The 12,415-nt window shown below is 59.7% G+C and carries 14 protein-coding genes; 13 read left to right on the top strand and 1 reads right to left on the bottom strand.

Going from position 1 to position 12,415, the window contains the following annotated elements:
- Window positions 1–6: 6 nt before the first annotated feature.
- From fabG to NAV32_RS03490, 10 genes are all read left to right on the top strand, one after another.
- Window positions 7–750 carry a 3-oxoacyl-ACP reductase FabG gene (gene fabG / locus NAV32_RS03535; protein ID WP_256051405.1) on the top strand — a complete coding sequence of 248 codons (744 nt, stop codon included), beginning with the start codon at window positions 7–9 and terminating at the stop codon, window positions 748–750.
- A gap of 191 nt (window positions 751–941) precedes the next feature.
- A complete protein-coding gene (gene acpP / locus NAV32_RS03530; RefSeq protein ID WP_003283670.1) occupies window positions 942–1,178 on the top strand; it encodes an acyl carrier protein in 237 nt (78 codons plus the stop codon).
- Window positions 1,179–1,366: 188 nt separating this feature from the next.
- A complete protein-coding gene (gene fabF, locus NAV32_RS03525) occupies window positions 1,367–2,611 on the top strand; it encodes a beta-ketoacyl-ACP synthase II (RefSeq protein WP_256051404.1) in 1,245 nt (414 codons plus the stop codon).
- Between the two features lie 2 nt (window positions 2,612–2,613).
- Window positions 2,614–3,429, top strand: a complete 816-nt coding sequence (gene pabC / locus NAV32_RS03520) for an aminodeoxychorismate lyase (RefSeq protein WP_256051494.1) — start codon at window positions 2,614–2,616, stop codon at window positions 3,427–3,429.
- Entirely contained in the window at window positions 3,426–4,493 is a 1,068-nt protein-coding gene (mltG, locus tag NAV32_RS03515; protein WP_256051403.1) for an endolytic transglycosylase MltG, read from the top strand. The genes pabC and mltG overlap by 4 nt, the downstream gene beginning before the upstream one ends.
- Window positions 4,490–5,122, top strand: a complete 633-nt coding sequence (tmk, locus tag NAV32_RS03510; RefSeq protein ID WP_256051402.1) for a dTMP kinase — start codon at window positions 4,490–4,492, stop codon at window positions 5,120–5,122. The genes mltG and tmk overlap by 4 nt, the downstream gene beginning before the upstream one ends.
- Entirely contained in the window at window positions 5,115–6,101 is a 987-nt protein-coding gene (locus NAV32_RS03505; protein WP_256051401.1) for a DNA polymerase III subunit delta', read from the top strand. Before tmk ends, NAV32_RS03505 begins: the two co-directional genes overlap by 8 nt.
- Before the next feature lie 31 nt (window positions 6,102–6,132).
- Window positions 6,133–6,489 carry a PilZ domain-containing protein gene (locus NAV32_RS03500; RefSeq protein ID WP_256051400.1) on the top strand — a complete coding sequence of 119 codons (357 nt, stop codon included), beginning with the start codon at window positions 6,133–6,135 and terminating at the stop codon, window positions 6,487–6,489.
- 110 nt (window positions 6,490–6,599) lie between these two features.
- Window positions 6,600–7,385 carry a TatD family hydrolase gene (locus NAV32_RS03495; protein WP_256051399.1) on the top strand — a complete coding sequence of 262 codons (786 nt, stop codon included), beginning with the start codon at window positions 6,600–6,602 and terminating at the stop codon, window positions 7,383–7,385.
- A 170-nt stretch (window positions 7,386–7,555) separates the two neighbouring features.
- The gene (locus NAV32_RS03490) at window positions 7,556–8,953 is read left to right on the top strand and encodes an amino acid permease (protein WP_256051398.1); all 1,398 of its coding nucleotides are present in this window, start codon (window positions 7,556–7,558) and stop codon (window positions 8,951–8,953) included.
- A 208-nt stretch (window positions 8,954–9,161) separates the two neighbouring features.
- On the opposite strand, the gene NAV32_RS03485 is transcribed toward NAV32_RS03490, so the two are convergent.
- Entirely contained in the window at window positions 9,162–10,295 is a 1,134-nt protein-coding gene (locus NAV32_RS03485) for an aminotransferase class V-fold PLP-dependent enzyme (protein ID WP_256051397.1), read from the bottom strand.
- Window positions 10,296–10,367: 72 nt separating this feature from the next.
- Between NAV32_RS03485 and NAV32_RS03480 the strand changes: the two genes are divergently transcribed.
- The 3 genes from NAV32_RS03480 (at window position 10,368) to NAV32_RS03470 (ending at window position 12,224) form a co-directional block, all read left to right on the top strand.
- Window positions 10,368–10,988, top strand: coding sequence for a TetR/AcrR family transcriptional regulator (locus tag NAV32_RS03480; protein ID WP_181082353.1), 621 nt, complete (start codon window positions 10,368–10,370; stop codon window positions 10,986–10,988).
- Between the two features lie 61 nt (window positions 10,989–11,049).
- Complete coding sequence (locus NAV32_RS03475; RefSeq protein WP_256051396.1) at window positions 11,050–11,652, top strand: DUF4823 domain-containing protein; 603 nt, start codon at window positions 11,050–11,052, stop codon at window positions 11,650–11,652.
- Between the two features lie 8 nt (window positions 11,653–11,660).
- Window positions 11,661–12,224, top strand: coding sequence for a DUF1285 domain-containing protein (locus tag NAV32_RS03470; protein ID WP_256051395.1), 564 nt, complete (start codon window positions 11,661–11,663; stop codon window positions 12,222–12,224).
- Window positions 12,225–12,415 lie beyond the last annotated feature (191 nt).

The following is a 12,415-nucleotide window of genomic DNA, read 5'->3' as shown; positions in this document are numbered from 1 at the left end:
AACACTATGAATCTGCAAGGCAAGGTTGCGTTGGTGACAGGCGCCAGTCGTGGTATCGGCCAGGCTGTGGCGCTGGAACTCGGGCGCCAGGGTGCCATAGTAATTGGCACTGCGACCTCTCCTTCCGGGGCTGAGCGCATTGCTGAAACCCTTCGTGAAAACGGTATCGAAGGTGCTGGCCTGGTGCTGGACGTGACTAACGACGAGTCTGTCGCCACTACTCTTGAGCACATCCAGCAGCATCTGGGTCAACCCGCCATTCTGGTCAACAACGCCGGCATCACGCGCGACAACCTGATGCTGCGCATGAAAGACGACGAATGGAATGATGTGATCAATACCAATCTCAACAGTCTTTATCGCCTGACCAAGGGCGTTCTGCGCGGCATGACCAAGGCGCGCTGGGGGCGGATCATCAGCATTGGTTCCGTAGTGGGTGCCATGGGCAACGCGGGACAGGTAAACTACGCCGCAGCCAAGGCCGGCCTCGAAGGTTTCAGTCGTGCGCTGGCTCGTGAAGTGGGTTCGCGTGGTATCACGGTCAATGCCGTGGCGCCGGGTTTCATTGATACCGACATGACGCGCGAGCTGCCTGAAGCTCAGCGTGATGCACTGCTGGGACAGATTCCTCTGGGTCGTCTCGGGCAGGCGGAAGAAATTGCCAAGGTCGTCGCCTTTCTGGCTTCTGATGGTGCTGCCTATGTTACCGGGGCTACGGTTCCGGTGAATGGCGGCATGTACATGAGCTGATGCGCCGCCCAACGCATGTATGCAGCCATAACGGCTGATTGATTCGTTATAAAACTGCGGTGTGTTTATAGACAGAAGGTTGAAAGCAGGTTCATGCTTGCCCGCTTTCAGCTTGAAATGCGGAAAACGCTTTCTATACACTACCGCGCAGACCAGCTGCCTGGATTTTTCCATAGGAGTGAAAACAAGGTATGAGCACCATCGAAGAACGCGTCAAGAAAATCGTTGCCGAGCAACTTGGCGTCAAGGAAGAGGAAGTCACCAACAGCGCTTCCTTCGTCGAAGACCTGGGTGCCGACTCCCTTGATACCGTTGAGCTGGTGATGGCTCTGGAAGAGGAATTCGAGACCGAGATCCCGGACGAGCAAGCCGAGAAGATCACCACTGTTCAAGAAGCCATCGATTACATCAACGCGCACGCGCAGTAAGTTGTAATCCTGCTTCGAGTCAGTAAAGCCGCACTGCCTTTGAACGGGTAGTGCGGCTTTTGTTTGAAAATCAGATTAAATGCAGTGGATCGCGTCCATGCGAACGACCTCTGTGAAGGATGCTCTCTCATCCGTTGCGATTGTCAGCGGAGCAGGTCGGGCTACAAGTAAACGTAAGGAGAATTGCTGTGTCGCGTAGACGCGTCGTCATCACCGGGATGGGCATGCTATCGCCACTGGGTAACGATGTGCCAAGCAGCTGGCAGGGGATTCTCGCCGGTCGCAGTGGCATCGGCCTGATAGACCACATGGATCTTTCTGCTTATGCCACCCGCTTTGGTGGATCGATCAAGAATTTCGACGTCGAGCAATACCTGCCGGCCAAAGAGGCGCGCAAGCTCGATCTCTTTATCCAGTACGGCCTGGCTGCCAGTTTCCAGGCAGTGCGTGATTCCGGGTTGGAGATCACCGACGCCAATCGCGAACGCATCGGGGTTGCCATGGGGTCCGGTATTGGCGGCCTGACTAATATCGAGAACAGCTGCAAGTCCCTGATCGAACAGGGGCCACGGCGCATTTCACCCTTTTTCGTACCGGGTTCGATCATCAATATGGTGTCGGGCTTTCTCTCGATCCATCTGGGATTGCAAGGTCCCAACTACGCCATTGCCACGGCCTGCACCACCGGTACGCACTGCATCGGCATGGCCGCGCGGAACATTGCCTATGGTGAAGCGGATGTGATGGTTGCCGGTGGCTCGGAAATGGCTGCCTGCGGGCTGGGGATTGGTGGCTTTGCCGCTGCTCGGGCCTTGTCCACGCGCAATGACGATCCGACAACGGCAAGCCGTCCCTGGGACAAGGGCCGGGATGGTTTCGTTCTCTCCGATGGCGCCGGCTCGCTGGTGTTGGAAGAGCTGGAACATGCGCGGGCTCGTGGTGCGAAGATCTATGCCGAGCTGATTGGTTTCGGCATGAGCGCCGATGCCTTCCACATGACCTCGCCGCCGGAAGATGGCGCCGGGGCTGCACGCTGTATTCGCAATGCCATTCAGGACGCGAAGATCGATGCCGAGCAGGTGCACTACATCAATGCCCACGGCACTTCGACACCGGCGGGTGATAAGGCTGAAGTTGCGGCGATCAAGTCGGTATTCGGCAGCCATGCCTATGACCTGTCGGTAAGTTCGACCAAATCCATGGTGGGGCATCTGCTGGGTGCTGCCGGTGCGGTTGAGGCGATCTTCAGTGTCCTGGCCATTCGTGATCAGGTGGCACCGCCGACCATCAATCTCCATGAGCCGGATGAAGGCTGCGATCTGGACTTCGTGCCGCACGAGGCCAAGCCGAGGCTGATCGATGTCGCGGTGTCAAACTCGTTCGGTTTTGGCGGCACCAACGGCTCACTGGTGTTCCGTCGGTTCACCGAGTGACACTGACCTGGGTGGATGGGCATCCCGCTACCGGGGTGCCTGTTCATGATCGTGGTTTCGCCTACGGCGATGGTCTGTTCGAAACCATCAGGGTGGTTGCCCGGCAACCGCAACTGCTGGATCGGCACCTGCAACGACTCGAGAACGGTTGCCAGCGTCTGGGCATTCCCTGCGACCCGGCGAAGCTGCGTACACAGATTCTTGCATTCAGCACCGCGCTGGGTGACGGCGTCGCCAAGCTTGTCCTCAGCCGGGGCGATGGCCGGCGTGGTTATGCGCCACCACAACCGTGCCAGCCACGCTCAGTGCTGCTGGGTTCGCCTGCACCCGACTATCCTCGCAAACATGCCGAGCATGGTGTGCGTCTGTATCCCTGCGCCACGCGCCTGGCCGAGCAGCCTGCGCTGGCCGGATTGAAGCATCTCAATCGTCTGGAGCAGGTGTTGGCCCGTGGCGAATGGCAGGATTCGGCCTTTGCCGAAGGGCTGATGCGCGATATGTCCGGGCGCGTCGTCGAGGCGGTGTTCAGCAATATTTTCCTGTATTCGGACGGCGTACTTCAGACGCCATCGCTTGAGCGTTGCGGCGTGGCGGGCGTGATGCGCGCTGAAATTCTCGAGCGCGCACAGCGTGCGGAAATCCGGACCCAGGTTGGCGATGTCAGCCTTGAACAACTGCTCATGGCTGACGAAGTCTTCGTTTGCAACAGTCTTTATGGCATCTGGCCCGTGAGCCAACTGCACACCCATGTCTGGCCGGTAGGTGCACTCACACGTAAACTGCAGAGCCTGATTGCCGACCTGTCGAGTGGTACGTGATTCGAAAACTGTCTTTTGCGCTGTTGGGCGTGGTGCTGCTCGCTGTGCTGGCCTACGGCCTGGTTGCCTGGAAACTTCACGCCGCCTTGGAGCAGCCGCTTCAGCTCGACGAAGTGCGCATGCTGGAAGTCGTATCCGGCGATACGCCCAGTGGTCTGTTTCAGCGGCTGGAGCGTGAAGGGGTTCTGCGTGACTCTTTCTGGCTGCGATTGCATTGGCGGCTGAATCTGTCCGGTCAAACCCTGCACAGCGGTGAATATCGGCTGCTTGCGGGCATGACGGCGGGTGAGCTGATCGGGCTGTGGCAGCGTGGCGAGGTCGTTCAACACACCCTGACCATTGTCGAGGGCTGGAATTTCCGGCAGGTACGTACCGCGCTGCAGGCTTCGCCCCTGGTCGAGCAGACCATCGCGGATCTGTCCGACCGCGAGGTCATGGCGCTACTCGGGCATGCGGATCTGCATCCGGAAGGGCGTTTCTTTCCCGATACCTACAGCTTCACCCGTGGTGTAACCGATATCGAATTGCTGCAACGGGCCTTTGTCCGGCTCGAAAGCGTGCTGGCCGATGAGTGGCAGCGTCGTAGCGAAGGCTTGCCCTACAAGGAACCCTATCAGGCGCTGATCATGGCCTCGATCATTGAGAAGGAAACCGGCGTGCCCTCCGAGCGCGGTGAGATTGCGGGCGTGTTTGTGCGCCGCCTCGCACGTGGCATGCTGCTGCAGACCGACCCGACGGTGATCTACGGCATGGGCGAAAACTATCGCGGACGGATTACCCGTGCCGATTTGCGCAAGCCAACGCCTTACAACACCTATACCAATGCCGGCCTGCCGCCGACGCCCATCGCCATGGTCGGTCGCGAGGCGATTCACGCTGCCCTGCACCCCATGGAAGGCACCAGCCTGTACTTCGTGGCGCGAGGCGACGGCAGTCATGTCTTCAGCAATACGCTGGCCGAGCATAATCGGGCGGTGCGCGAATATCAGCTCAAGCGCCGCGCCGACTACCGTTCCAGTCCACCGCCCCGGTCAGCGCCGGCAGCAAGCGAGAATAGCCAGTGACGGGATGCTTTATCACCCTGGAGGGGCCTGAGGGCGCGGGAAAGAGTACCAATCGTGAATTCATTGCCGAGTATCTGCGTGAGCGCGGCGTCGATGTGGTGCTGACCCGCGAACCGGGCGGCACCCCACTGGCCGAACGCATCCGCGAAATTCTGCTGGCGCCAGCCGATGAACCCATGGCCAGCGACACGGAGTTGCTGCTGGTATTCGCCGCGCGCGCGCAGCATATCGATCAGGTCATCCGGCCGGCGCTGGCGCGGGGTGCGGTGGTGTTGTGTGATCGTTTTACCGATGCGACCTATGCCTATCAGGGCGGTGGTCGTGGCCTGGCCCTGCAACGCATTGAGCAGCTTGAAAACTTCGTGCAGGGCGATTTGCGTCCCGACCTGACGCTGATTTTCGATCTGAAGGTCGAGATCGGCCTGAGTCGGGCGGCGGCACGCGGGCGTCTCGACCGTTTCGAGCAGGAAGGCCTGGGTTTCTTCGAGGCCGTGCGCAATGCCTATCTTGATCGCGCCCGTCAGACGCCGGCGCGCTATCGGGTGATCGACGCCGGACAGCCGCTGGCGGCGGTACAGCGTGATCTGCGCGCACTGCTACCGCAGATTCTGGAGCGTGTCAGTGGCTGAAATCCTTCCCTGGCAGGCTGGTCTGTGGCAGCTACTGGCAGGCCGCGCGCAGCATGCACATGCCTATTTGCTGCATGGGCCGACGGGTATCGGCAAGCGAGCACTGGCCGAACGCCTGATGGCACTGTTGCTGTGCCGACAGCCATCGATAGAGGGTGCTTGCGGTGAGTGCCGAAGCTGCCAGCTACTCGCTGCGCAGACTCACCCCGATCATTGCATTCTCGAACCGGAAGAGGCTGACAAGGCGATTCGTGTCGATCAGGTGCGCCAGCTGGTCGGTTTCGTGACCCAGACCGCTCAGATGGGTGGACGCAAGGTGGTGCTGCTCGAACCGGTCGAGGCAATGAATCTCAACGCAGCCAATGCGCTGCTCAAGAGTCTCGAGGAGCCCGCTGGCGATACGGTGCTGCTGCTGATCAGCCACCAGCCAAGCCGACTGCTGCCGACCATCAGAAGCCGATGCGTGCAGCAGGCCTGTCCCTTGCCGGCGCGGGCGCAAAGCCTCGACTGGCTGGCTGTGCAGCTCCCGGAGTTGCCTGCCGAGCAACGCGAGGAATTGCTGACGCTGGCGGCGGGTTCGCCCCTGGCCGCATGCCGACTGCATGCCCTGGGCGTGCTCGAGATGCGGGTGCAGGTCGTGGACGGGATAAAGAAGTTGCTCAAGCAGCAGCAATCACCCAGTCAGTTGGCTGAAGCCTGGAATCCACTTTCATTGATCCTGCTGTTCGACTGGTTCTGCGAATGGGCGCACCTGATCCTGCGCTATCAGATGAGCGAGGATGAGTCAGGGCTTGGCGCGACCGATATGGCCAAGGTGATCCAGTATCTGGCGCAGAAAACGACACCGGCAAAACTCTTGACGTTGCAGGATTGGTTGCTGGCCCATCGGCAGAAAGTGCTGGGCAAGGCCAACCTCAACCGTGTCTTGCTTCTCGAAGCGCTGCTGGTGCAGTGGGCAAATCTGCCTGGGGCGCGTTAGACTTCATCGGAATTTCTGCTAGGAACATCCCATGAGCCTGCCCGCAAATCTCGGCCCGCGTAACGGCATCCTGTCCCTGACCATCAAGGACAAGTCGGTGCTCTATGCCGCCTTCATGCCGTTCATCAAGCATGGCGGGTTGTTCATTCCTACCAACAAGAGCTACAACCTCGGCGATGAAGTCTTCATGCTGCTGAGCCTTATGGACGAGCCGGAGAAGATTCCGGTTGCCGGCAAGGTCGTCTGGATTACCCCGAAGGGCGCCCAGGGCAACCGCGCTGCAGGTGTCGGCGTGCAGTTCAGTGAAGGCGACTCGACGGCCCGGAACAAGATCGAAACCTACCTGGCCGGCGCGATGAAATCCGACCGACCGACGCACACCATGTAGAGAGTAACCGCGGTAATCATGCTGCTCCGACCCGAGCACCCTTTGCGCTTGGCCCCCAGAATTTTCCCCTATAATGCGCGCCCCGTTTCGATTCTCAGGTGGCGTGTTCAATGCTGGTAGATTCCCACTGTCATCTTGATCGGCTTGATCTCACTGCGCACGAGGGTTCCCTTGATGCGGCGCTGGAGGCTGCGCGGCAGCGTGGCGTTGGGCATTTCCTCTGCATCGGGATCAGTGCCGACAACGCCGCAGCCGTAAAGACGCTGGCGGAGCGTTATGCGGATGTCGATTGCTCGGTGGGTGTGCATCCTCTGGATCTTGCGCCGAATGCCGAGCCTGCGCTCGACTGGCTGTTGGCCGAGCTGGAGCATCCGTATGTGGTTGCCATCGGCGAGACGGGTCTCGATTACCACTACGAGCCGGAAGCTGCCGAGTTGCAGCAGCGCTCGTTCCGTCTCCACCTGGACGCGGCCAGCGTCTGTGGCAAGCCGGTGATCGTGCATACCCGCGCAGCCCGAACCGATACCCTTGGCCTGTTGCGTGAAGCGGCGTTGCCGCAGGCGGGCGTGCTCCACTGTTTCACCGAGGATTGGGACATGGCCAGGGCCGCGCTTGATCTGGGCTACTACATTTCGTTTTCAGGCATTGTGACCTTCCGCAATGCAGACGCTCTGCGTGATGTCGCGCGTCGGGTGCCGGCTGATCGCCTGTTGGTCGAGACTGATTCGCCCTATCTGGCGCCGATGCCTTATCGGGGCAAATCGAACCTGCCACAGTATGTGCGTGAAGTGGCGCAGTTCCTGGCCGAGCTTCGTGGCGTCGATTTCGAGCAGCTGAGCGAGCAGACCACCGATAATTTCCGGCGGCTGTTTCCGCTGGCGCGGGTCACTGCCTGACCACGCCCCGACAAAACGCAACGTCATGACGCAGGCCGTACGCACCGGCAACCTGTACAATCCGCGCCGCTTTTGTATGCCTGTCGTGTAGTGACTGGTAAGCAGGGCAGCATCTCTCCCGCGGATATCCAGCCGTTCGGGACGATACTTTTTCAGTAATAGGTGGCGCCATGTCCAGCGACACACTGCATACAGGCTCCCTGCAACGGGGCCTTAAAAACCGACATATCCAGTTGATTGCTCTGGGCGGCGCCATCGGCACGGGGCTGTTCCTCGGCTCTGCAGGCGTGCTGCGCAGTGCCGGGCCATCGATGATTCTCGGCTATGCCATTGGCGGTTTTATCGCCTTTCTGATCATGCGCCAGCTGGGCGAGATGATCCTCGAAGAACCGGTCGCCGGCTCTTTCAGCCACTTTGCGCACAAGTACTGGACGCCTTATGCGGGTTTTCTCTCGGGCTGGAACTACTGGGTGCTCTACGTGCTGGTGGGCATGGCCGAGCTGACGGCAGTCGGTAAATATGTGCAGTTCTGGTGGCCGGAGGTGCCGACCTGGGCCACGGCAGCGGCATTTTTCATTCTGATCAACCTGATCAATCTGGCCAACGTAAAAGCGTTCGGTGAGACCGAATTCTGGTTCGCGATCATCAAGGTCGGGGCAATTGTCGGCATGATTGTCCTGGGGCTGTATCTGCTGCTGAGCGGGCGGGGCGGCGAGCAGGCCAGCTTCAGCAACCTCTGGACGCACGGTGGATTCTTTCCCAACGGCATCAGCGGGATGGTGATGGCGCTGGCGATCATCATGTTTTCTTTTGGGGGGCTGGAACTGGTGGGTATTACTGCCGCCGAGGCGTCCAATCCCAAGACGGTGATTCCCAAGGCTATCAATCAGGTCGTTTACCGCATTCTGATCTTCTATATCGGCGCCTTGAGCGTACTGCTGGCCCTGTACCCCTGGGATAGCCTGCTGCAAACCCTGGGTTCGGCGGGCGATCCGTACAGCAGCAGCCCCTTCGTGCAGATATTTTCCCTGATCGGCAGCGACACTGCGGCACATATCCTCAATTTCGTGGTGCTGACGGCGGCGCTTTCGGTCTACAACAGTGGTGTGTATTGCAACAGCCGCATGCTTTACGGGCTGGCCGAACAGGGTGATGCGCCGCGGGCGCTGATGCGGGTGAACCGTCGCGGCGTACCGGTTTTGGCTATTGTTTTTTCGGGGCTGATGACGCTGCTGTGCGTGGTGGTTAATTACCTGCTTCCGCAGGGCGCCCTGGAACTGCTCATGTCGCTGGTGGTTGCGGCACTGCTGATCAACTGGGCCATGATCAGCCTCGCACACCTGAAATTTCGCAAGGCGATGATGGCGCAGGGCGTCGAGCCATCCTTCAAGTCGTTCTGGTACCCCTTCAGCAATTACCTGTGCCTGGCTTTCGTGGCGCTGATCGCAGTGATCATGCTCTGGCTGCCAGGTCTGCGCATGTCGGTCATGGCGGTGCCGTTCTGGGTGCTGTTCATCTGGTTCTGTTTCCGGCTGCGCCTTGCCCGGCAGCGCGCCGGATCGAACTGATTCGTTAAGCAGGATAAAAAGAACCCGGCGCAGGGCCGGGTCAAGACCATTAGGAGTTTGAGGTCACGTTCCTCGCTCCCTCAACTGGTCGTGCTTTTGGGGGGATGGCACGACCAGTGATTGAAGTATTGGCTGCTATCAAGGAGTTTGCAGGGTAATTGACGTGTTTTTAAAACGGATTTGGAATAGCCACCAGGCCACTGATCGCTCATCCCGCTTTCATGTTGCGAATGATCGACAGGGTCTGTTCGATGATCTCGGTCCGGGTATAAAAGTGCGGTGAAAGGCGTATGCCGCCACCGCGCTGCGCACAGACGATCTGTTCGGATTTCAGCCGTTCGAACAGCGCCTGATTGTCCCAGCCGTCGATCCTGAAGGTCAGGATACCGGCGCGCCGGAGGGGTTCGACAGGGCTCAGCAGCTGCACTCCCTGCATGGCCGACAGCTCGCGCTGCAAATGATCGATCCGTTCGGACAATCCCTGCTCCACTTTTTCCATGCCTACCTCTTCCAGTAGCGACAGGCTTGCCTCCAGTGCCATGGTAGCCAGCATGTTCGGACTGCCGCATTCGAAGCGGCGTGCGCTGCGTGCCGGTTCCCAGTCTTCGCGGTCGTAATCACCGGCGTGCTCGAGCATGTGCCAGCCGTACTCGTGCAGTTTCAGGCGGGCGCGCAAGTCGCTGCGGCAATAGAAAACGCCGAGGCCTTCGGGGCCCAGCAACCATTTGTGGCCATCGGCCATGGCAAAGGCGCAGCGGTTCTGCTGCACGTCGAAGGGCAGGGCGCCCAATTGCTGGATCGCATCGATGCACAGCAATACGCCGCGTTGCTCGCAACCTTCGCCGAGTCGCGGCAGGTCCAGGCGCAAGCCGCTGGCGTACTGCACGGCGCTGATGGCCATCAGGCGTACCTTCGGGCTGCAGGCGGCAAGCAGCGCGGCTTCAGGGTCTGCACCCTTCAGGCTGACGCGTATCACCTCGACGCCCTGCGGCTGCAAGGCCTCCCAGACGACCCGGTTGGAAGGGAATTCCTCATCGCTGATGACGATCTGGTCGCCCGTTTTCCAGTCCAGCCCGAAGGCGACGAATGACAGCGCTTCGGAGGTGTTCTTGACCAGTGCGATGTCTGCCGTGGACGGTGCGTTGAGCAGTCTGGCCAGCCGTCCGCGCAGGCTCGTCTCGACTTTCAGCCATTGCGGGTAATCCCGCGCGCCAACTGACATGTTCTCCTGGGCGAAGCGTTTCACAGCGTCGGTTGCACGACGTGGCCAGGGTGCGACTGCCGCATGGTTCAGGTAGCGAAGGCCTTCAATCTGTGGAAATTCGTCATTCAATGTGCTCATTGGTCTGGTTCCGTGCATTTTCTGACTGGATAGGCATAATGTTCTGCCTCGATTTTCACGTTGCAGCCTCTTATGCAGATTGAACCGCGCAAGGTCCGCGAATTCCGCCGTCGCGAGCAAGAGATTCTCGATATTGCTCTTCAGCTCTTTCTTGAGCAGGGCGAAGACAGCGTCACTGTCGAGATGATCGCCGACAAGGTCGGGATCGGCAAAGGCACCATCTACAAGCATTTCAAGTCCAAGGCCGAGATCTATCTGCGGCTGATGCTCGACTACGAGCGCGACCTCAACGAATTGCTGCATTCGCCGAGCCTCGATCAGGACAAGGAAGCGCTGTCGCGCGCCTACTTCGAGTTCCGCATGGGCGATCCGCAGCGCTATCGTCTGTTCGACCGCCTTGAAGAAAAAGTGGTCAAGGGCAATCAGGAACCTGAAATGATCGAGGAGCTGCACCGTATTCGTGCCTCGAACTTCGAGCACCTGACCCAGCTGATCAAGGGGCGGATTGCCGAAGGCAAGCTGGAAGACGTGCCGCCATACTTCCACTACTGCGCGGCCTGGGCGCTGGTGCATGGCGCTGTGGCGCTGTACCACTCGCCGTTCTGGAGTAACGTACTGGAAGATCAGGAAGGCTTTTTCCAGTTCCTGATGGATATTGGCGTGCGCATGGGTAACAAGCGCAAGCGCGATTGATCGTCTGCTGCATGGTCGACGGCGCAAAGCCTGATTGCTGGTTCATGAAGGGAGGGGGGATATGCGACTGTGGAGCCTTGCACTACTGGTCTTTGCGCTGAGTGGCTGCATGAAGGTCAGCGATATGGCTGAAGGCACGCGCTATCACCTGCGCGATGTTGGCATTCTCGACCATAGCGAGACCCGTCGTGCCGCTTCCTGGCGGTTGCAGGCAGATTCCTTCATCTATGTAGCCCAGGCCCATTTCGTTCCGCCGGGAGACGCCTATCCACGGCCTAACGTGGTCGCCGAGGAGGCCTTCAAAGGCTTCGTCGAATACTTTCCCATGGTGCGTCGTTCGGCTCAGCCGCTCGGCTTTGAGGAGGCGATGGCTCAGGCGTCATCCGTCGGCGCCCACTACCTGCTGTATACACGCTTCGCCGCCGCGGACGACCGCATCGGCAGTTTCGACGAGCTGAATGATCAGCGTGCGCTGGATCGTCTTGGGGTGGACAGCAGCGTGGTGCAACTGATGCTGGTGGAAACCGGGACGCGCTACCTGGTGGATACGGCGCGCATCCGCAGTCGAGGTGGGTTGTTGTGGCTGTACGACAATCAGCCCGAAGAGTTGCTGGGGCCGCCGTTGCGTGACTATGCACGGCGCTTGTTGGGTACCGCTCGCTGAGGCATGCAATGACTGATTCAGACCAGGCCGCAAATCTGCTGGGGCAGATTCCACGAAGCGAGAAAAAGGGACCGGCCCCCGTGCATCTGTGGAATCCGCCATTCTGCGGTGACCTGGACATGCGCATTGCCCGTGACGGTCGCTGGTACTACATGGGCACGCCAATCGGTCGCCCGGCCATGGTGCGATTGTTTTCCACGGTGATTCGCCGCGACGGTGATGATTATTTCCTGGTGACGCCTGTCGAGAAGGTCGGAATCCAGGTCGAGGATGTGCCCTTCGTGGCGGTTCGACTCGAGGTTGAGGGGCAGGGTGAGGTGCAGTTACTGCGCTTTTTCACCAATGTTGAGGATGAGGTCGAAGCGGGAGCTGAGCATCCCTTGCGTTTCGAGATTGATCCGGCTACTCGGGAGCCGGCTCCCTACATACATGTACGCGCCAATCTCGAAGCGCTGATGCATCGCAATGTCTTCTATCAGTTGGTGGACCTGGCGGTGCCTTGCGAGATTGACGGCCAGAGCTGGCTCGGCGTCTGGAGCGGCGGGGTGTTTTTTCCCATCGGGTCGTTGTAGCGCACCCCACGCGTTGTTTGCTGCCATGCCATGCAGATAGCCACCCGAGCATCAATGTCATCGGCTCGCCTGGGCTCAACAGACGCTAGTCATGGGCGAACTCTCTTCTTTGCTTTCCGTAGTGCGCTCCTTCCTCTGCTGCAGTTCTGCATTGTGCGCTCATTCATTTGAGCGTCTGCCAGGTTGGTAGA

The sequence above is a fragment of the Stutzerimonas stutzeri genome, assembly GCF_024448695.1.
Taxonomy (GTDB): Bacteria; Pseudomonadota; Gammaproteobacteria; order Pseudomonadales; family Pseudomonadaceae; genus Stutzerimonas; species Stutzerimonas stutzeri_T.
This window is presented reverse-complemented; position numbering and strand designations above follow the sequence as displayed.